Here is an 18,839-nt window from a genome sequence, read left to right on the forward strand (position 1 = left end):
TCCCTTGCGCACTATGTAAAAAAACTGTCTTGCCACTATTATATGGAAGACAGTTGAAATTTGGTTACACATATGCTCTCAATAGTAACCCTACGAATAGCGTAATGATTAAAAAAACTGTAATATGGGTCCATTTATACATCTCTAATAAGCCTATAAATTCTCGTGTAAAGGCATTTGGAACATAGTAAAAAGCTGTCTTTGAACCAATTCCTTCTGCATCTAGCTTTGCCTTTTTAGCATAGATACTTGCGCGAAACACGTGAAAATTATTCGTAACAAATATGGACCGATATTGTTCTACTTGAGCATGTTGGTCCATTATTTTTTTCGAAAAGGCCATATTTTGTTCCGTATTGGTCGATTGATCCTCCATCAGAATCTTGTCAGTGGGAATATGGTGTATATCTAGTAAGTATTGTTTCATGGCAAATGCTTCTGATACCATTTCATCATTCCCTTGACCACCTGAGACAATGATAAAAGGTCTCTCTCCATACTTTCTATATTGCTTGACTGCTTCATCTAATCGACTTGCTAAAAGTGGAGGTACTTTATCACCAATTAACCCTGAGCCCAGTGCAATGATATAATTTGGTTCATAACGTATAGGTGTAAAATGATACAATGTGGCATAAGCAAGGACACTTGTGTATAAAAACATTGTATAGCCAAAAATCAAAAATGCATAGAAGAAAAGAATATGCCAAAATACATTTTCAATTTGAATAAAAATGATGAATACATACCCTATCATCATAATCACAAAACTTAGACCCAAGATGGCTAACATTAAATTACGTACTTTACGCCCTTCCTTCTCAAGCAATACTTTACTATTGAAAAACATGGCTATTGATAAAATAAACATGATGCTTGGAAAGCTTCCTAATATAATAAATATCCCCATTTCTGAAATAATTCCCTGATCATCTGGTAGCAATAAAGGATAATGAATAATGAGCGCTCTGACAATGTATACACCTATCAGACCAAGAGCTACCGCGTTGAGAAAGCGCCTTTTTTCTGTCAGGAACAATATCAAAAATATTGAGATGAAAATTGTTAAAGTTAGTAGCATTGTTTCACTCCTTTCTATTGCATAGCTTTTACAATTACTTCTTTTGTCACTACTTGTTCAAATTTTTAGATATAGCTCAATTATTGAAAGCGTTTATTTTATTTTTCACTATAGTTCATGTAATATTACTATATAAGTAATAGTTTATGACCAAATTCAAAATACTATTGGAGGAATGTAAGTAATGAAAAAAATTCTTGCCGCTCTTTTTGCAGCGACACTGATATTTTCGACTGTTGGTGCAACATTATTCATTTCGGATACACCAACGGCAGAAGCTAAATCTTATAAATCGGGTAAAAAAGGCTTCTCTAACAACAATAATAGCTCAAATATCCAAAATTCTAAGGATACTTCTAAAGATCAAAACAATGCAACAACAAATAAAAATAATTCTACAAATAAAGCAGATACTACTAAAAAAGGTGGCTTTTTCTCAGGTGGCCTGATGAAAGGTTTAATGCTTGGAGGTCTTGCTGGTTTATTATTCGGTAGTCTTTTTAGTGGCATGGGGATACTTGGTAATATTTTAGGTTTATTAATTAACGTAGCTGCAATTGTCGTTATTGTGATGCTTGTCGTAAAAATTATGAATATGTTTAAAGATAAAAAGCGCAAAGAGGAAGCACAATGGCACAAATAATCATCGAACAAGACATTATTAATGCTATTTGTTTATCTCAAGCTTATTATAAAAACATTCGTCCAGAGGATGTTCTTGTTGAATTGACATACGATGATGATGCAGGCTTTGGCGCAGAGGTTGAAGTAAACGGTCAAATCGAGATGCTCAATACAGCAGCAATGATTGGTGCCTTACGTGTTTGGATTAAGGATGTTTTACATGGTGATCCATTCTCAACAGGAATTGAACTTGTTTTAGACGATGAAGAAGGCATAATTGCAAAACTATCATAAAAAATAGCAGTACGATGAACCATTCATAAGGTTCATCGCACTGCTATTTTACTTTTTCAAACGTTTTTTAACCTCTTCTTTTTCTTCCTCATTAAGAGAAAAATCTACGATAGAATGACCCAGCATTAATAACATGATAAACATTACGCCTGTCCCAACAATTAAATAAATCATTGTAAAAACCTTGGAATAAGCAGTTGTTGGATATAACCCTGTTTCTACGCCTGTTGGAATCAAACTCACTACCGCAAAATACATGGCATCTAACCAATACCATCCTTCTGTCCCTTTGTAAAACAACGTTCCTGATAGAATGATTAAAAATAGTGTTGTAAATAATGATAAAAACTGTGGACGTTTAAATGACTTCCACAAACCTTGTACTAATCTTTTAGAAGATAATATAAATGACAGCATCCCCATTCTCCTTTTTTCATTACCCTATATGTACGTTCTACAACATAGTTAGTATTTAACGAAAACATCAAAAGGTAGAGGTGATGCTACCTAACCTCTACCTTGTTAATATTATTTAGTTAATAAATCACTAAAGTTTGTAAATATTTTAGCTGCTTGACCTCGTTTTGTGATAGCTTCTGGTGAGAATGACCCTTCATCCCCTGTCACAATTCCTAACTCATATAACATTGTAACTGCACGTTTTGTTTCAACATTATAAGAAGCTACATCTGAAAATGGCAATTCTCCTTTTGCTATATATGGTTGATTAAACTGCTGTTCATAGGCACGATTAATCATTAAGGCTAATTGAGCACGCGTCACTGGCAATCCAGGGTTAAATTTCCCATCCGTTCCCTTAATAAGACCATGCACATACGCAGCTGCAATTTCTGATTGCGTTTTTGCATCATAGTTGGAGATGTCAGTAAATGGCGCTTTCTCCGCTGTGGATAAACCTAAACTTCTTACAAGAATAGCAGCAGCTTGCGCACGTGTCACACTACCCTCAGGTCTAAATGTGTTATCTGTATAACCATTCATAATACCCGCCTCTGCTGCTTTTTGAATATACTCTTTCGCCCAGTGATTCTCTGTATCTGTAAAGTTTAATGTTCCTCTCGTAGTGAATGTAATCGCAGGTTTTTGAACACTTTCATTGCCAGCTGCATCTATTGCTTTGATTGTTACATTATAGACTGTGTTTTCTCTTAAATCTTCAAGCATAATCTCGGTAGTATCTGCGTTCAATGTTGACGATAATTTTCCATTCACATAGACATTGTAATTCGCCACACCTACATTATCCATCGCTTCTTGCCATCGTATCTTTACAGTTGCGCTATCTTTCATATCTACTTGAATAGCCTTCGTTACATCCCATAAAGAGCTTGTTTTAATAATTGGTAAAAATGCTTCGTTTGCTACAGCTAAATAACCCGCTTCACTTAAATGAATGTTTTCAGGATTTGGTAAATAGTTTGGAACATCTTTTGCAACTACATCATAAGTTGGTACAAAAATTGCGCCTGTTTTTTCAGCAGTTGTTTTAATTGTTGAATTCATTGTAGCCAGTAACAATTTAAATTGCTTTTGTAAGTTCTCGCTATAGTAGGGGAAAGAATTGTAATAGCCCATCACATAAACTTCTGCTTGCTGATTGATCTTTTTGATTTCAGTTAAAATTGTAGCAATATTTGTGACAGCATCTTTTGTAGCTTTTAAGATAGCAACTGTATCAATGCCAGTTGTTTGCGACTCTTTTAATATTGGCAATAAATCATTCGCCCCAACGGTTAATGTAATAATCTCTGCATCTTTAATAGAAGCTCGTAGCTTTGCTTGTTCCTTTGTATAACCAAAACCTGTCACTGTTTTTTCCACATCATTCTGGAGATCTGCCAAAACATTTTTTGTTGTGTATCCTGACATGGCAAAACCTTTATTATATGAAGTAATGAAGCCATCTTGCTGTAAAGCCTGTGCAATAAAATCGGTGTAGCCTAATCCAATTACACCTACTTCATTCATGCCATGCGCTAATGAATCACCCAATGCCACATAATCTTTCTGAACAAGCCAACTTGGTGCTATGTAGTCACTTTGTTCCTCGGCATTAGCTGCTACAGGTACGGCTAATTGCAAAGCTAGTATACTGGCAGCTAAAAAACGAAATTTCTTTGAAAATCGCATTTACTCTCTCCTCTGTAAAATAGTAATTGTTTTCACTATTTTACTAGAGGTGAGTTAAAAATAGGTTAAATTACCACAATTTTTTTGATTTTTTTCATCTTTTATCTATTCAATCTGTATCTTTCCATAAATTCCACCACCACCTATTTCTATAGCCAGTTGACCTGTTCTAGCTAATTCAATTAATTTAGCAATTTTATATGGCACAACTTGTTCAAGCTGTTCTATCGTTACTCGATGCAAAATATTCATTTCTGTATCAAATGCTTCTATTAAACGTTCCATCGTTTTAGGTCCAATACCAGGAATAAAATCAAGAGGTATCTGATGAATGTAAGGTGGTCTATTTCGTTCATTCTGAAAATCTTCTGATAGCTCCTGAATACGTGTAGCTACCCCCTTTATGATTTGTGTACTTTTACAGTTAGTACAAAGCGTAGCTTCGTCCCCTAGTTGTTCACCACATTTAGCACATACGGTTCGATGATATTTGCCAAGCAAAGGATTTAAGCCATAATTGGCTGTTACCATTCGACCTTGTTGTTCATGAAGGGCCATTTTTAATTCTGCAAAATTTGCCTCTGCTAATTGTAACCTTTGATACTCACGTGCCAATTTCCCAAGAGAATGTGCATCAGAATTGCTAACGAATGTGTATGCTTGCAACTCTTTAATATGACTCACCATGTTTGTATCAGAGCTTAAGCCTAATTCAATTGCATCGATAAGCTGTGGATCAAAAACTTCTGCTAAACTGCTACGCACCCCTTTGCCAAACAAACTTTTAAAGGGCGTAAATACATGTGCAGGAATAAAAATACCCTTCAATTCATGCACCTTTTGCTGCAATGTTCGGCCGTCACAATAGATACGCTGTGAACTTAAGTGGATATTTTTCATATGCTGAGACATCCAATTTGAGAACTGCTTCATGAGCATGAGTGTAGGAAAGTACACAAGCACATGAATAGGTCCATGACAACATTGATCATAAATTTCTATTTCTGTTCCTAAAATCAGTGTTGTTTCTTGATAACGTAACCCTCCCTTTGATAGCTCCTTTAATTCACCTTGGTCAATCATCTTTACCATCTCATCTATAACCTCTGGTGAATGACAATCAATGATTCCAATAATATCTAATCCTTTTCTTGCACTAGCAGTCTCTAATATTCGTGCTAATGTTAACGTTTTACTGCCAGTAATCTTAACAGCACGTCCATTGGATGTACGTCCATTATGAATATGTAAATCTGCATAGAATTCTTTCAATTAAATCACTCCACTTTGATATATCTTTAAGATGAAAATACCTTACATCTCTGCAAGGCATTTCTCACTTCATTATGATGGATGATTGCTGCTAGTGCTATTATTCGTCTCATAAGCACCAGAACCATGTGATGGCATTGTTGAAGAATCATAGGCAACTAATGTCACACCCATCTTTTTCTCAAGCTCATTAATTTTTGCAAGTTGTTGTGAATCTAATTGAGCAAATTTAATATCTTCCATTGTCATCAATCCTTTCAACCATAAAGTTCCCCGAAATAAAGTGAACTATACAATATCAATTACGACTCGACGTAATTGTCACTAATACTTCTCTTCGCGCAGATAAACAGTGTGTTCAAATTTTTTTGAGCTGTGTCAAAGTGAACCTAAAATTGCAACATCCTGTGACAACGATAAAATGGCCTGCGTCGTGCAGACCTCACTTCAAAATCTGTGACATGCGCTGGATCAACATAAAAATGACTGATAGTCAGTCATTTTTCGTTGACATATTTTTTCTTATCCTATAACATATTAAACAAGTAAGGCAAAAGTGAGGGATTGCATGTCAAAGGAAGAAAAAATTATTCAAGCTGCAATTGAAGTTTTTCGCGAAAAAGGGATTGAAAAGACAAAAGTTTCAGATATCGTCAAAGCTGCTGGGATTGCTCAAGGAACATTTTATCTCTATTTCCCATCACGCCTTTCTGTTATGCCTGCTATTGCAAAGAATATGGTAGAAAGAATTATTGCTACCCTAGATGAAGGTGTTTCTAGACATAAGCCATTTGAACAGCAACTTGAAGAGGTTGTTGAGATGATTTTCATCATCACAAAGGAATATGGCGATATCGTTGCACTCATTTATGCAGGTATTGCTCAAACAGAGCATTTAAAAGAATGGGAAAGTATCTATGCACCTTATTATACTTGGATGAGTAATTTTTTATTATCTGCACAACAACAAGGAATGATTCGTGATTCTATCGATCCTTCACGTTCATCTAAGCTTATTATTGGTCTAATTGAATCTGCTGCAGAGCAAATTTATTTGTTTGATGATAGCAAAGACGAAACGATGAAACTGCTTAAGCTTGAGCTTCATGACTTTTTATATCATGCACTGGGCCTACGTCACGAATAAGTGACGTTCTCTTTTACTACAAAAATGACTGAACGTCAGTCATTAATACACTTCATGAAAGGAATTTATTTATGCAAAAAGAATGGATGTATGTTGGACTAACAAGTTTATTTGAATTGTTTTGGATATTTGGTTTTAATGTAGCAAACTCATGGTGGCATTGGGTTATTATCGTATTGATTATTGCTATCGATTTCTACTTCTTATCAAAGGCTTGTGAAAACTTGCCTACTGGTACTGTCTACGCTATTTTTGCTGGAGCAGGTGCAATCGGTACTACATTAATGGATATTTTTATTTTCGACGGAGAGTTTAATACAATTAAAGGTATTTTTATGTCTATTTTAGTTTTAGGTGTTATTGGATTAAAATTAGCGGATAACTCATCAACAGAACAGGGTGAAAAGAAAGGGGCGAATGCATAATGGGTTGGGTATTTATTGTATTAGCAGCAATATCTGAAATTATAGGTGTTGTTGGTTTACGCTTTTATAGTCAAAATAAAACTGTACGAAATTTATTAATATACGTCGGTGGTTTCGGACTATCTTTTGCCCTTTTATATGCATCCTTCAATTATTTACAGCTAAGCATTGCATATGTTGTTTGGGTTGGTATTGGTACGGTAGGTGCCGTGCTTGTGAATATAATCTTCTTTGGTGAATCCAAAAATTTAACACGCATTATAAGTATCATTGCTATTATCATTGGTGTAGCAGGATTAAAAGCAGTATCTTAATCATTCTACGACACAGGACGCCCCTCTTATTTCGAGAGGCGTCCTTTTTTAATCTACTGGTTGATGTAGCCAATCTTTCCCCTCTAATGTTCTTGTAACAACCATACTTGCCACTGTATCACCTGTAGCGTTTACCATTGTAGCAGGAGGGTCCACTACTACTCCTATAGCAGAAATCATCGGTAAAGCTTGCATTGGGAGACCATATAATGTGACAATTAACATTTCTCCAATGAAGCCTCCACCCGGAATACCACTCATAACAATTCCAGATAGTAAGGACACTCCAATTGCAGCTAAAAATGTACTGACTCCTGAGAAATCCATATTAAACACACCGAAAACAAACGCTATTTTTAAAATGGCTGACAAGCAAGAGCCATCCATATGAATAGTGGCTCCGAGTGGCAGTACCGTTTCACGAATGTCTTTTGGTACGCCAATCTGTTTGGCAGCGGTTAAGTTGACAGGTAAGGTCGCAAAACTACTTCCTGTACCAAATGCTGTTGCAGCAGGGGTTAAAATATTTCGCCAAAACCTGCTCACCCCTTCTTTTCCACCTGCTATAAAGGCATATAATGTAAAACCGATTAGAAAATATAGTATGGCCACTGGATAGTAGAGGATAATGGCTTTAGCATAATCTCCGAGCAATGCCGCTCCAAAATCGCCAATTAATGTAGCGAAATAAGCCAATAAACCAATTGGTGCATAATACATCACCAACTTGATGACCTTCATAAATACTTCTGAGCCACTTATTAAAAAGCGGCAAAATGGCTTACCTGCATCTCCTGCTAATCCTGTTCCAAGCCCTATTAACACAGCAAATAAAATAAGTGCCAGCATATTACCTCTAGACAGTAGATTCAAAAAATCAGGAACAGTAAAGGTGTTGACTAATTGCTCTGCAAAGCTTAGTTCCTCAGTTGCTTCAGGAGATACTACATCAATCGAAACCCCAGCTCCGGGGGGATATATAGTAACAGCAATTAGCATAATAATCGAAGCAATTATGCCTGTAGCTATAAAGACAACCATCATTGAGCCCATAATTTTACCTAAGCGTTTGAAGCTTTCCATACTTGCAACAGACGAGGCAATGGAGAAAAACACCAATGGAACAACAATCATAAATAATAAATTAATGAAAATATCTCCAAAAGGCTTTAGCACTGTGGCACTTTCACCGAAAAGCAAGCCAATTATAACACCGAGAAGAATCGCAATTAATAAAATCATTGAAAACCGATAAGCTCTCAGTTTTCCCATCTTCACATCCTTTCATTGATCAACTATACCTCAGCGAGATTCCGTCCATGCTTTTCCAAGCACGCATAAAATGATCCTCATTAGAGTACGTGACATCTGCCGGAGACTATAAAATAAAGTAAAACAAGCGTTCATCTCCCCTCTATAGAGAAAGGAGTCTTCAGCTGAATCAAGGTAAAAATTCGTAAATACCCTCTGCAATAAATTCTGCTGGCCCTCGCATCCAAATATGGTCATTGTTAGCCCATCGTATGATTAGGTCACCACCACTAAGATGGACGATTATTTCTTCTTCTCTCTGACAAAAACCATTTAAAATAGCTGCCACTACTGCTGCACTAGCACCTGTGCCACAAGCTTCAGTTATACCAGAACCTCGCTCCCAAACTAGAAATTTTAATTCTTTCGAATGAACGACCTCAACGAATTCTACATTGGTGCGATTAGGAAATCTCACATCATTTTCTATAACACCACCTAATGTTTTGAGCGGGGCTTTTTCAATGTCACTGACAAAAAATACAGCATTTGGATTCCCTAAAAACATCGCTGTTACGAACAAATTATGTTGGGGTAATGTAAATAATTCATTGATGACGAGTTCATTAGGGTTTCCTAACATTGGTATATCTTTGCGATACAATAAGGGTTTTCCCATATCGACAATCACTTCTGTTACCCTGTCGTCATGAACCACTACTTGTACATGCATAATGCCCGATTTCGTTTCAATCGTAAAATGTTCCTGTCGCACAATATGACGTTCAAAGATATACTTGGCAACGCAGCGGAGACCGTTACCACAATTTGTCCCCTCTGTGCCATCTTTATTAAAAATTCTCATGCCACAGTCAGCAGTTTTAGACGGTTGGATAATGATTAAGCCATCCGAGCCAATTCCTGTATTGACATTGGCCATTTTTTTAGCTAATGAACTAAAGATGTCTTCCTTGTAATCATGCTGGAAAAGATCCAGATAGATATAGCTGTTCCCAATACCATGCATTTTCGTAAAGGCAATTTTCATACATTCACTCCTTGTAAAGGATGTTTTATGTATCTAGATAGATGACCATATTTCCCTAAACTTGGCTGACCTTCTTTGCAAATTGATCAGGGATATATGTGAGATAGGGTTTACCAGTTAATGCATGTGTATGAATATCAGCAAAAACACCAAATACTTCTTTCAGCAATGCTGGCGTAAGTACTTCCTCTGGTGTTCCGTGGCAAACAATTCGTCCATGCTGTAAAACGTAAAGTTGATCACAGTACATTGCAGCGATATTCAAGTCATGTAAAGCTGCGACAACTGTTAAATGTAAAGTTTGAATTAAATCCATTAGCTGAAGTTGATGTTGAATATCTAAATGATTTGTCGGTTCATCTAATATTAGTACCTGTGCTTGCTGTGCGAGTGCTCTAGCAACCATTACACGTTTTTTCTCCCCTCCCGAAAGAGAGCTAAAGCTACGTTTTGCTAAATGAGATATACCGGTTTGCTGTAGGGCATCTTTAACGATTTCAAAATCTTGTTCTTGATCAAGCTCTAACAGCTTTTTATGTGGCGTTCTCCCCATACTGACTAAATCATGCACGGTGAAATCAAATAAAACAGGTGTTTCTTGACTAACAACAGCTAAATTTTTAGCAATCAATTTACTAGATTGCTTTAAAATATCCTTCTCATTTAATAAAACCGTACCGCTTTCAGGCTTTAGAAGACGATACATATTTTTTAGCAATGTCGATTTACCGCTACCATTAGGGCCAATTAACCCAACAAATTGCTTTTCCTTAATGTGAATACTTACTTCATGTAATATACGCTGATCGTAAATGGAGAATGATACTTGCTTTGCTTCTAATGACATGTAAATTAATCTCCTTCACCGAAAGAATAATTGTTACGACGGAGTAGCCAAATGAAAAATGGTCCTCCACAAAAAGCCGTAATAATACCAATTGGCATTTCCTGCGGAGCAATAATAATTCGAGCAAATGCATCTGCCCACACTAAAAAAATCCCCCCTATTAATGCACTAATAGGTATTACATATTTATAGTTAGATCCCATAATTAACCGCACTATATGTGGAATAATTAATCCCACAAATCCGATAGAGCCGCTGACTGCGACAAGTACACCTGTTAACAGTGAGACAAGTAATATGAGCTGAACACGAAATTGCTGAAGATTAACGCCTAACGTCACTGCAGCCTCTTCCCCCATTAATAATAAATTTAAATTTCGATAGTTTAGCCATAGCAGCACAAATACGACAAAAAATATTACAGCTGGAATCATAATATTATTCCATTTAGCTCCAGCCAGACTACCTAACATCCAAAACATAACGGCCTTCAAAGCACCCTCTTGCTTTGACATCATTAAAATAAAATTTGAAACGGCTGTTAAAATAAAGGACACAGCCATACCTGCCAATAGCAAACGGAAAATGGAAACACGTCCTCCAACTCGTGATAAGAAAAAAACGAGCATAATGGCAAGCAACGACCCTAAAAACGCTGATACAGAAAGAGCGTAAATACCTAGAAATGAAAAAGCTCCTAAAATAATCACAGAAGTAGCTCCGACGGCTGCCCCTGAAGAAATCCCTAAAATATATGGGTCAGCAATTGAATTTCGGACAAGTGCCTGAATAGCTGCCCCTGCAATAGCTAATCCCGCTCCAACAATAGCAGCTAGCAAAACACGAGGAGCTCTTATTTGCCAAATGATGATTTCTTGTGAACGGCTCCAATCTTGCTCTATTAAATTTTGTATAAAGGGAATCTTAGAAAGAATAACCTTCCATACATATAATGGTGTGACCGATACAGAGCCAACCATTACAGCAAATGTCATTGAAACGATTAAGACAAAGAAAAGAATTAAGGAAAAAAACATAAATTTTTTATTCATTCGTTTTAAACTCCTACTGAATATTGATAAATGAAGCAATAAAAAAAGGTATTCCATGCGAAAATACGCATAGAAATACCCTAGATTAAACAAAGTCAGAAAATATCCAGCTATTGTCCGTAATTGCTTGCATCCTCGTGGGCATTACAGGTTTTACCAATTGGCAGGTCTCCTGGCTTCGAATCAACACCCTATAATTGCCTTCCCATTCTTATACAGTGGCAAAAAATATCATAGGACTCCTCTTTACAGTTGCGGGACAGCGCCGGACTTTCACCGACTTCCCTTTTAAGTGACATATAAAATGTCACACCAATAGTATTTGAAGTTATAAAATTGTGACGATTCTATCATACATTTTAAAAGATCGTTAGTCTACTTATTTAGCAATAATTGAGTTAACCTATAAATTATTTTAGGTTGACACAAATACTTTCGTTTTTTACACTATCAGTACAACTTACAAAATAGAGGTGAAATCATGGCAACAGTTACACAACAAAGTCATCACAAATTAAGAACCGTTGATATTGCCTACATTGGATTATTCTCTACCTTAATGATGGTGGGTGCTAATATTACTTCCTTTGTACCTTTTATGAAAATTAGTGGTGTGCCGATTACGCTACAAACCTTTTTTGCTATTTTAGCAGGGCTTATTCTTGGTAGCAGAAAAGGTGCACTCGCATGTACAGTCTATATGTGCATAGGATTAGCAGGAGCACCTGTCTTTGCTCGCTTCAGTGGAGGATTTGGTCAAATTTTAAGCCCTACCTTTGGGTTTATTATTACATTTATTTTAGCAGCATTTGTTGCAGGTCTTATCGTAGAACGACTCGGAACAAAGAAAAGCTATATAGTGGCTGCCTCATTGGCAACGGCTATTATTTATTTATTCGGCACAAATTGGATGTATTTTGCTTACAAGCTTTGGGCAAGTGCACCAGAGAATTTTTCATATAAATTAGCTTGGTTTTGGATGATTCCTCCATTACCCAAAGATATCATGTTAGCCATTTTTGCAGGTATCTTCGCCTACCGACTACAAAAAACACTGAAAATCATACCCATCCGATAACACATTTCTTCACCTCTTAGTGTCAAATGCAAGAAGTGTTTTTGTCATAGATAATGTCCATCATTTCTGCACATTTGTTTGCTACAGTAAGGGCAAATAGTGAGGAGGATCTAACATGACATTCAAACGAAAATGGTCGATTGGACTACTATCAGCAGCAGCTCTAATTAGTTTATCAGCTTGTACGGAGGATAAAACAGGTACAAACAATAGTGCTGGAACAGAGCAACAAGCAGAAATGGATCATTCTACGATGAACCATTCAAGTTCAGGCGAAGTTCCATCAACATTAAAAAACGCTGAAAATCCAAAGTTTCCTGTTGGGAGTACAGCTATTATTACTGACGGGCATATGGACGGTATGAAAGGTGCTGAGGCAACAATAGTTGGTGCATATAATACCACTGCTTATATGATTTCCTATGAGCCAACATTAGGTGGAAAGCGTGTAGAAAACCATAAGTGGGTCATTCACGAAGAATTGATTGATCCAGATGGAGCACCTCTAGCTCCTGGCACAGAAGTAAAAACGGACGCAGCGCATATGGAGGGCATGGAAAATGCAACTGTCCGTATTGATGAAGCTGTAAAAACGACTGTTTATATGGTTGATTACACTTCAACCACAAATGGTGAAGCAGTTAAAAATCATAAATGGGTGACAGAAGCAGAGTTATCTACGAAATAAAACGAACAACCTCTCCCATTACCACTGGCAGAGGTTGTATTCTAGCTTTTATTTTCTATCGGCTTACTATCTGCTGACTTGTGCCATTTATAGCCGATGCCCCAAACTGTTTGCAAGTAATCATCGGCTGGGAAACCACTTTTCCTTAATTTTTCTCGTAAATTACGCACATGTGAATCAATTGTTCGATCTTCAATTGTCACAGTATATCCCCAAACTATATTGATTAGATGTTCCCTAGAAAATACTTTATTTTGATGATCTAAAAATAATGCAAGCATGGAAAATTCCTTTGGAGTTAATGGGATTGCCTCCTGGCGGAAAAATAATTCAACGGATTCTTTATCTAATCGTAGTCCCTCAAAGCTAACAACTTTTTCTTCTGTTTTAGATCTCCTTAATACAGCATGGATACGTGCTAATAACTCTTCCTCATCAAAAGGCTTTACTATGTAGTCATCTGCACCAATATTTAAACCTTTAACAATATCAGCATGCTCCCCTTTTGCTGTGAGCATAATGATGGGCACATCCCAAAACTTTCTAATTTCTTGGCAAGCCTGCCACCCATCCATCACTGGCATCATAATATCCAAAAGAACTAAATCTACCTGCTCTTTTTCCAAATAAACCAAAGCCTCTGGAACGGACGATAAAGCTCTACAATGAAATACAGGTTCTAAGTATAGAGTTAATAAATCTAACATTCTTGGTTCATCGTCAATGCATAAAATAGTTTTCATCCGCTTCTACTCCTTTAAACGATATTTCAAAAGTAGTCCCTTTATTTTCTTCACTACTAACAACCACTTTTCCCCCATGTGCCTGTACAAGCTCTTTGACAATAGCAAGCCCTAGTCCAGAACCACCTAATGCACGACTACGAGATTTTTCTACTCGATAAAAGCGTTCAAAAATATAAGGTAAATCCTTCTTTGGAATCCCTTTTCCTGTATCTTGAACGATGATGGTTAAAACGTCATTGTAATTCTTTACATAGACAGAAGCTGTATCTCCTGGTGCACAGTAGATTAATGCGTTATTTAATAGATTAAACAATATTTGCTCAAGTCGTGCTTCATCTGCCCATAATGTTAAATCCTTTTCACAACACACAACAAAACGTATACCTTTTTCTTGAAAAGCAGGGCTTAATTTTGCTTCAATGCTTGTAAAAAACGTATTTAAATCAAGACTTTGTTTCTCGATAATAAACGAATTTTCATCCATTTTAGCTAAATCAAATAAGTCTTTGATTAATCGAGAAAGTCTATTGGTTTCTTCTATTATAATAGCTAAATATTCTTGACGATTTTGCTCTGTTAAATCTCGTTTATAAAGAATGTCGGTATAACCTTTAATAAAAGTTAAAGGCGTCCGAAGCTCATGTGCTATGCTCGATAAAAACTCATTGCGCTCCTGCCTTAAATGATTTAAATCATTAGATAACAGTTGGATTGCATTCGATAAATCCCCAAGCTCATCTTGTCCATTAGAAGAAAGAGCGACAGTAAAATCACCTTTGCTCATTTTCAATGTAGCCTCTTTCATTTGTATTAATGGTTTAGCAAGCTTTCTAGATAGAATGATAATGACAGCAATTGTTACGAGACCAGATACGACGCCAACGATGAGAAAATGTTTATTTAAGCGTTTCATTAACGCATGGATGGAGTCAGTATTTTGAAACATAAATACGTAGCCAATGGTTGTTTGCTGATTTTGAATAGGACTGATAGTGGCTATAGCTTGCACCTCTTGCCACTTATCTTGTAAGACCTTCCCCTCATAAGGTATGTTTCCCTCTATATTGTTTATCATATCTCTGATTTCAGGATGTGGTTGCGAGGAGTCCAGTATTGTTCCCTCATGATCAGTAACCACTACATCTGTACTTTCTTCCGATTCCATAAGAACTACGTGTGCTAGTGTTTCCTTATTGAAGTTCTGTTCTAAAATCGTTCGATGTGAGTTCCCTCTTGCTTGCAAACTCGCTAATTCCTCCTCTACTCTTGAATTGGTCAAAGAGGTATGTAAAAAAAACATCATAAATGTTTCGATACAAAATAATGTGATGAAAAAGATAATGCCAAGCTTCAGTGATAATTTTTTCATCTGTAACCACCATTCTAGAATTTCTTAAAAGTATAACGTGAAAGTGTGAAGATTTCATGCAGAAGTAACATCTTGCCAAACGAAAAAGTATTCATAAGTATTTCTTGCCATAACAAAGTTGAATAGACCATTACTTGACATTGATGATTCAATCTATTGTAACAAAACTATAATTTAGAGTTCATAAAACAATTTGTAAGGTTGATTTCAGTACTAATGTTGTAAATTCATTCTATTTTCTTATGTTGTGATATGTTAGCAAATTATTTGATGAGTAGTGGGTCGTTGAGTTGATTGAAGTGGAGAACGAGCGACTTCTTGGAGATTGGCATCACAAATCAGACTTTGGAGCGAGTCGAACGCACCCAAGAAGCTTGCTTTGAGTGGATTGTAGCGAGTCCATTCAGAACGGAAATCACCCCATGCTTTACTGAAATGCAATTTTTCTAATAAGATGACCCATAAGTATATGTATACTTATGGGTCATAATTTAATTAAATGTATTTTTTTGCCCAGTTTAAGAAGTTATCAATTACTACATCAAGGAATTTCACTGTACCTTCATCAGTTAAATTACCTTCTGCATCAAATTTAGTATGAACAGCACCGATATAAACGTCATTGCCGCTTAGTAACGGTGAGTTAATGCCTGGAGAGAATAATATATCACGTAAATGTAATTGTGCTTTTACAGTACCTAAATTCCCCATAGATGCTCCCATAATGATAGATGGTTTGCCAATCATTACTTTATCTACACGAGACAACCAATCAATTGCATTAACCATAACACCTGGAACTGTACCATTATATTCTGGTGTTACCCATAATACAGCATCTGCAGCTTTGACTTTTGCTTTAAAATCAAGAACTGCTTGTGGTGCTTCGTTTTCTATATCTTGATTATACATTGGTAGATCCTTTAGGCTTAAAACTTCAAGATCTAACTTCTCTGTATAACGTTTTTGAATAAATTCAGCTAATTGCATATTATAAGATTCTTTACGGATACTGCCTACGATGGCAACTACTTTCATGATGTTTCCTCCTAAATGTACATTATTCTTAGTATTTATATAGCTATTCTATTTTATACCACATTAATAATAAATGGCAAATTCTTCAACTGGTTTACGATAACCACGTAAGCGTCGACTACTTTCTTTTTCTTTGCCTATTGTAATCATCAGAGCAATTTCATGTGTTTCTGGCACATTAAACAGTTGGCGCATTTTTTGATCGTCAAACCCAATCATTGGACAAGTGTCCCAGCCACGATTTTTCGCAGCAAGCATAAATAACATGGCAGACAAAGATGCATTTCGAATAGCTTCGCCCTTCATAAATGTCTCACCGCGTTCTTCATAAAATTTAGTATTCTCTGCAACAATTTCTTCTAGTTCACCGGCTGTAATTATACCTAAATCAACCATGCCTTGACTTAGTTCAGCAGTATCTTTATACGCTTCCTTATCACCTAGGACAAGGATTACCCCAGAAGCTGAATGCACTTTATATTGACCAAATGCTGCTTCACGCACCTTTTCCTTCATATCCTTATCCAGCACAACAATATAATTGGCGTGCTGTAAGTTAAAGGCCGATGGTGCGAGCTTAACATCCTCTAAAATGGGACGTATATCATCCTCGGTCATCTTAACGTCCTGTAAAAAATTATTAGCAGAACGGCGCTTATCAATTAGCTTAGAAAATTCCATTTATTAAACCCCCAATGCATTTATGTATTTATCCAGTAGAGAGGCTTCTTTCTCTACTGAATAAAATAGTATTACTCATATTCTTTATCGTACATAATGGAGCTTCTTACAGTGTCAATTGGACGAACTAGGCCTTCAATCTGCTCACGTTTTGGTTCTAAAAATGGTGGTAATGAAAGTTTTTCCCCTAAAGTTTCATACGGCTCATCTCCCATAAATCCTGGTCCATCTGTAGCCAATTCAAATAAAATTTGTGGTGCTACTCGGGCATACAACGATTCAAAGAAGTGACGGTTTACATACCCAGATGTGTGGAATCCAAAGCTTTCGAAACGTGCAGTCCATTCATCTAATACCGCACGATCCTCTACACGAAAGGCAGCATGATGAACCGTACCAAAGCCTTGACGAGCAACTGGTAACACAGTGTTGTGCTCTACAATAATTTGAGCACCATTACCTCCCTCACCTACTTCAAATAGGTGGAAATCGCCCTCTTCTGAGATTTCTTTAAAAAGCATTACTTTTTCTAGCATGTCTTTGAAATATTGCAAATTAGCCACACGGACAAATACTGGACCTAATCCTGTAATCGCATATTCAAGGGGGATAGGGCCGTCTTGCCAAGGGGTACCTGATTCAACACCTGTATTATGCTCATCAGAAATAAGCTGATAGTGTTGATCGTCAAAATCAACAAAGGACAGTGTTTTCTTACCAAACTGTTCTTTAATACCCGTATGTTTTACAGCTAAACGATCGAAACGCTTTACCCAATAATCTAAAGCTGCATCGGTTGGTACACGGAAGGAAGTTTTTGAAATTTCATTTGTTCCATGTACGCCTTTTGGTATATTCGGAAAATCAAAGAATGTCATATCTGTCCCTGCACTACCTCTATCATCCGCAAAGAATAAATGGTATGTTTGAATATCATCTTGATTGACGGTTTTCTTCACTAAACGCATCCCTAATACAAACGTAAAAAATTTATAATTTTCTTCAGCACTACTTGTTATAGCTGTTACGTGGTGTACACCTTTTAAATAATTCATACCATATACCTCCTAATTTATCTCGATTTCGAGATAAATACGTAAAATTTTTTTATTGTTGAATAGCGTTTTTGCCAACTTTTTTAAGAGACAAAATCATTGTGTCCAGCTCCTGAGAATCCAATACTTCAAAAATCTCATTTATTTTTTGTTCATGCTTAGGAAAAATTTCTTCCATTAAAGCCTGGCCCTCATACGTTAGCAATACGTAAGTAACACGTCGATCCCTCGGACATGCCTTCCGATATACATAGCCTTTTTGCTCGAGCTTATCAATGACGTAGGTAATACTACTGCTTGCAATTAATATTCTTTTTCCGATCACTTGAATAGGTTGCTCTCCACGATGGTACAAAAATTCAAGGACCGAAAATTCGGTTTGATTTAAATCATACTGAAGTAAATCGCTTTTAGTTGCATCCTGAATCGTTTGATATGCTCGGAACAAGACCGTAAATGCTTTTAAGTTACGATTGTCTTCCTTCATACGACTCCCTCATTTTATTTCGAATTTATTTATCTTTAATTCGAGATAATAATAACACATCCATTTTTAATCAGCAATCTTTTTGTTTCGTAAGATAATTGAAAATGACTTACTAATTGGTTAATTCTTGAAACGTTTGCCACCACTTTGTCAGTCCTTTAATGATGGCATATATGTTACTAGTGCGTTCC

The 18,839-nt window shown here is 36.4% G+C and carries 22 protein-coding genes and 1 riboswitch; of the genes, 7 read left to right on the top strand and 15 right to left on the bottom strand.

The features are described 5' to 3' along the window. Positions 1 to 64: 64 nt before the first annotated feature. Positions 65 to 1,081, bottom strand: a complete 1,017-nt coding sequence (locus tag GJU32_RS20100; protein ID WP_155593701.1) for a YdcF family protein — start codon at positions 1,079 to 1,081, stop codon at positions 65 to 67. Between the two features lie 184 nt (positions 1,082 to 1,265). Between GJU32_RS20100 and GJU32_RS20105 the strand changes: the two genes are divergently transcribed. Further along, positions 1,266 to 1,724 (top strand): hypothetical protein, encoded by a 459-nt coding sequence (locus GJU32_RS20105; RefSeq protein ID WP_155593702.1) that lies wholly within the window; start codon positions 1,266 to 1,268, stop codon positions 1,722 to 1,724. After that, the gene (locus tag GJU32_RS20110) at positions 1,712 to 1,999 is read left to right on the top strand and encodes a DUF2653 family protein (protein ID WP_155593703.1); all 288 of its coding nucleotides are present in this window, start codon (positions 1,712 to 1,714) and stop codon (positions 1,997 to 1,999) included. Before GJU32_RS20105 ends, GJU32_RS20110 begins: the two co-directional genes overlap by 13 nt. A gap of 48 nt (positions 2,000 to 2,047) precedes the next feature. Here GJU32_RS20110 and GJU32_RS20115 read toward each other — a convergent pair whose 3' ends face one another. From GJU32_RS20115 to GJU32_RS20130, 4 genes are all read right to left on the bottom strand, one after another. Continuing rightward, the gene (locus GJU32_RS20115) at positions 2,048 to 2,416 is read right to left on the bottom strand and encodes an ion channel (RefSeq protein ID WP_196426751.1); all 369 of its coding nucleotides are present in this window, start codon (positions 2,414 to 2,416) and stop codon (positions 2,048 to 2,050) included. A 111-nt stretch (positions 2,417 to 2,527) separates the two neighbouring features. After that, entirely contained in the window at positions 2,528 to 4,150 is a 1,623-nt protein-coding gene (locus GJU32_RS20120; RefSeq protein ID WP_155593704.1) for an S-layer homology domain-containing protein, read from the bottom strand. 105 nt (positions 4,151 to 4,255) lie between these two features. Continuing rightward, positions 4,256 to 5,422, bottom strand: a complete 1,167-nt coding sequence (locus tag GJU32_RS20125; protein ID WP_155593705.1) for an endonuclease Q family protein — start codon at positions 5,420 to 5,422, stop codon at positions 4,256 to 4,258. A 72-nt stretch (positions 5,423 to 5,494) separates the two neighbouring features. Continuing rightward, positions 5,495 to 5,665 (bottom strand): hypothetical protein, encoded by a 171-nt coding sequence (locus GJU32_RS20130; RefSeq protein ID WP_196426755.1) that lies wholly within the window; start codon positions 5,663 to 5,665, stop codon positions 5,495 to 5,497. Between the two features lie 325 nt (positions 5,666 to 5,990). Here GJU32_RS20130 and GJU32_RS20135 point away from each other — a divergent pair, with 325 nt between their 5' ends. From GJU32_RS20135 to GJU32_RS20145, 3 genes are all read left to right on the top strand, one after another. Next, complete coding sequence (locus tag GJU32_RS20135) at positions 5,991 to 6,569, top strand: TetR/AcrR family transcriptional regulator (protein ID WP_155593707.1); 579 nt, start codon at positions 5,991 to 5,993, stop codon at positions 6,567 to 6,569. A gap of 71 nt (positions 6,570 to 6,640) precedes the next feature. Beyond that, the gene (locus GJU32_RS20140; protein ID WP_155593708.1) at positions 6,641 to 6,994 is read left to right on the top strand and encodes a DMT family transporter; all 354 of its coding nucleotides are present in this window, start codon (positions 6,641 to 6,643) and stop codon (positions 6,992 to 6,994) included. Next, entirely contained in the window at positions 6,994 to 7,308 is a 315-nt protein-coding gene (locus GJU32_RS20145; protein WP_155593709.1) for a DMT family transporter, read from the top strand. The genes GJU32_RS20140 and GJU32_RS20145 overlap by 1 nt, the downstream gene beginning before the upstream one ends. Positions 7,309 to 7,356: 48 nt before the next feature. On the opposite strand, the gene GJU32_RS20150 is transcribed toward GJU32_RS20145, so the two are convergent. From GJU32_RS20150 to GJU32_RS20165, 4 genes are all read right to left on the bottom strand, one after another. Then, positions 7,357 to 8,580, bottom strand: a complete 1,224-nt coding sequence (locus tag GJU32_RS20150) for a dicarboxylate/amino acid:cation symporter (RefSeq protein WP_155593710.1) — start codon at positions 8,578 to 8,580, stop codon at positions 7,357 to 7,359. 169 nt (positions 8,581 to 8,749) lie between these two features. Further along, positions 8,750 to 9,607: a diaminopimelate epimerase gene (gene dapF / locus GJU32_RS20155; protein ID WP_155593711.1), complete on the bottom strand. Its 858-nt coding sequence runs from the start codon at positions 9,605 to 9,607 to the stop codon at positions 8,750 to 8,752. A gap of 55 nt (positions 9,608 to 9,662) precedes the next feature. Then, positions 9,663 to 10,454, bottom strand: a complete 792-nt coding sequence (locus tag GJU32_RS20160; protein ID WP_155593712.1) for an ABC transporter ATP-binding protein — start codon at positions 10,452 to 10,454, stop codon at positions 9,663 to 9,665. Between the two features lie 5 nt (positions 10,455 to 10,459). Next, positions 10,460 to 11,506, bottom strand: a complete 1,047-nt coding sequence (locus GJU32_RS20165) for a FecCD family ABC transporter permease (protein WP_155593713.1) — start codon at positions 11,504 to 11,506, stop codon at positions 10,460 to 10,462. A gap of 145 nt (positions 11,507 to 11,651) precedes the next feature. Next, positions 11,652 to 11,838: riboswitch (cobalamin riboswitch) on the bottom strand. Between the two features lie 149 nt (positions 11,839 to 11,987). Here GJU32_RS20165 and GJU32_RS20170 point away from each other — a divergent pair. Beyond that, complete coding sequence (locus GJU32_RS20170) at positions 11,988 to 12,584, top strand: biotin transporter BioY (protein ID WP_155593714.1); 597 nt, start codon at positions 11,988 to 11,990, stop codon at positions 12,582 to 12,584. 115 nt (positions 12,585 to 12,699) lie between these two features. Further along, on the top strand, positions 12,700 to 13,272 hold the full coding sequence (locus GJU32_RS20175) for a YdhK family protein (protein ID WP_155593715.1): 573 nt from the start codon (positions 12,700 to 12,702) through the stop codon (positions 13,270 to 13,272). A gap of 41 nt (positions 13,273 to 13,313) precedes the next feature. Here GJU32_RS20175 and GJU32_RS20180 read toward each other — a convergent pair whose 3' ends face one another. The 6 genes from GJU32_RS20180 to GJU32_RS20205 form a co-directional block, all read right to left on the bottom strand. Beyond that, on the bottom strand, positions 13,314 to 14,015 hold the full coding sequence (locus tag GJU32_RS20180) for a response regulator transcription factor (protein WP_155593716.1): 702 nt from the start codon (positions 14,013 to 14,015) through the stop codon (positions 13,314 to 13,316). Beyond that, the gene (locus tag GJU32_RS20185; RefSeq protein ID WP_155593717.1) at positions 13,993 to 15,387 is read right to left on the bottom strand and encodes a sensor histidine kinase; all 1,395 of its coding nucleotides are present in this window, start codon (positions 15,385 to 15,387) and stop codon (positions 13,993 to 13,995) included. Before GJU32_RS20185 ends, GJU32_RS20180 begins: the two co-directional genes overlap by 23 nt. 495 nt (positions 15,388 to 15,882) lie before the next feature. Further along, positions 15,883 to 16,425 (bottom strand): NADPH-dependent FMN reductase, encoded by a 543-nt coding sequence (locus GJU32_RS20190; protein WP_155593718.1) that lies wholly within the window; start codon positions 16,423 to 16,425, stop codon positions 15,883 to 15,885. Positions 16,426 to 16,488: 63 nt separating this feature from the next. Next, positions 16,489 to 17,106, bottom strand: a complete 618-nt coding sequence (locus GJU32_RS20195; RefSeq protein ID WP_155593719.1) for a nitroreductase family protein — start codon at positions 17,104 to 17,106, stop codon at positions 16,489 to 16,491. A gap of 71 nt (positions 17,107 to 17,177) precedes the next feature. Continuing rightward, the gene (locus tag GJU32_RS20200) at positions 17,178 to 18,161 is read right to left on the bottom strand and encodes a ring-cleaving dioxygenase (RefSeq protein ID WP_155593720.1); all 984 of its coding nucleotides are present in this window, start codon (positions 18,159 to 18,161) and stop codon (positions 17,178 to 17,180) included. 52 nt (positions 18,162 to 18,213) lie between these two features. Continuing rightward, positions 18,214 to 18,648 carry a MarR family winged helix-turn-helix transcriptional regulator gene (locus GJU32_RS20205; protein WP_155593721.1) on the bottom strand — a complete coding sequence of 145 codons (435 nt, stop codon included), beginning with the start codon at positions 18,646 to 18,648 and terminating at the stop codon, positions 18,214 to 18,216. Between the last annotated feature and the right edge of the window lie 191 nt (positions 18,649 to 18,839).

The sequence above is a fragment of the Lysinibacillus cavernae genome, from assembly GCF_009724685.1.
Lineage (GTDB): Bacteria > Bacillota > Bacilli > Bacillales_A > Planococcaceae > Lysinibacillus > Lysinibacillus cavernae.

What these genes read in the sequence shown, in the direction of transcription:
- GJU32_RS20205 (WP_155593721.1), bottom strand. Translation starts at nt 18,648, where the DNA reads ATGAAGGAAGACAATCGTAACTTAAAAGCATTTACGGTCTTGTTCCGA.
- GJU32_RS20185 (WP_155593717.1), bottom strand. Translation starts at nt 15,387, where the DNA reads ATGAAAAAATTATCACTGAAGCTTGGCATTATCTTTTTCATCACATTA.
- GJU32_RS20140 (WP_155593708.1), top strand. Translation starts at nt 6,641, where the DNA reads ATGCAAAAAGAATGGATGTATGTTGGACTAACAAGTTTATTTGAATTG.
- GJU32_RS20175 (WP_155593715.1), top strand. Translation starts at nt 12,700, where the DNA reads ATGACATTCAAACGAAAATGGTCGATTGGACTACTATCAGCAGCAGCT.
- GJU32_RS20170 (WP_155593714.1), top strand. Translation starts at nt 11,988, where the DNA reads ATGGCAACAGTTACACAACAAAGTCATCACAAATTAAGAACCGTTGAT.
- GJU32_RS20110 (WP_155593703.1), top strand. Translation starts at nt 1,712, where the DNA reads ATGGCACAAATAATCATCGAACAAGACATTATTAATGCTATTTGTTTA.
- GJU32_RS20135 (WP_155593707.1), top strand. Translation starts at nt 5,991, where the DNA reads ATGTCAAAGGAAGAAAAAATTATTCAAGCTGCAATTGAAGTTTTTCGC.
- GJU32_RS20165 (WP_155593713.1), bottom strand. Translation starts at nt 11,506, where the DNA reads ATGAATAAAAAATTTATGTTTTTTTCCTTAATTCTTTTCTTTGTCTTA.
- dapF (WP_155593711.1), bottom strand. Translation starts at nt 9,607, where the DNA reads ATGAAAATTGCCTTTACGAAAATGCATGGTATTGGGAACAGCTATATC.
- GJU32_RS20120 (WP_155593704.1), bottom strand. Translation starts at nt 4,150, where the DNA reads ATGCGATTTTCAAAGAAATTTCGTTTTTTAGCTGCCAGTATACTAGCT.
- GJU32_RS20190 (WP_155593718.1), bottom strand. Translation starts at nt 16,425, where the DNA reads ATGAAAGTAGTTGCCATCGTAGGCAGTATCCGTAAAGAATCTTATAAT.
- GJU32_RS20150 (WP_155593710.1), bottom strand. Translation starts at nt 8,580, where the DNA reads ATGGGAAAACTGAGAGCTTATCGGTTTTCAATGATTTTATTAATTGCG.
- GJU32_RS20195 (WP_155593719.1), bottom strand. Translation starts at nt 17,106, where the DNA reads ATGGAATTTTCTAAGCTAATTGATAAGCGCCGTTCTGCTAATAATTTT.
- GJU32_RS20105 (WP_155593702.1), top strand. Translation starts at nt 1,266, where the DNA reads ATGAAAAAAATTCTTGCCGCTCTTTTTGCAGCGACACTGATATTTTCG.
- GJU32_RS20100 (WP_155593701.1), bottom strand. Translation starts at nt 1,081, where the DNA reads ATGCTACTAACTTTAACAATTTTCATCTCAATATTTTTGATATTGTTC.
- GJU32_RS20115 (WP_196426751.1), bottom strand. Translation starts at nt 2,416, where the DNA reads ATGCTGTCATTTATATTATCTTCTAAAAGATTAGTACAAGGTTTGTGG.
- GJU32_RS20145 (WP_155593709.1), top strand. Translation starts at nt 6,994, where the DNA reads ATGGGTTGGGTATTTATTGTATTAGCAGCAATATCTGAAATTATAGGT.
- GJU32_RS20130 (WP_196426755.1), bottom strand. Translation starts at nt 5,665, where the DNA reads ATGGAAGATATTAAATTTGCTCAATTAGATTCACAACAACTTGCAAAA.
- GJU32_RS20180 (WP_155593716.1), bottom strand. Translation starts at nt 14,015, where the DNA reads ATGAAAACTATTTTATGCATTGACGATGAACCAAGAATGTTAGATTTA.
- GJU32_RS20200 (WP_155593720.1), bottom strand. Translation starts at nt 18,161, where the DNA reads ATGAATTATTTAAAAGGTGTACACCACGTAACAGCTATAACAAGTAGT.
- GJU32_RS20160 (WP_155593712.1), bottom strand. Translation starts at nt 10,454, where the DNA reads ATGTCATTAGAAGCAAAGCAAGTATCATTCTCCATTTACGATCAGCGT.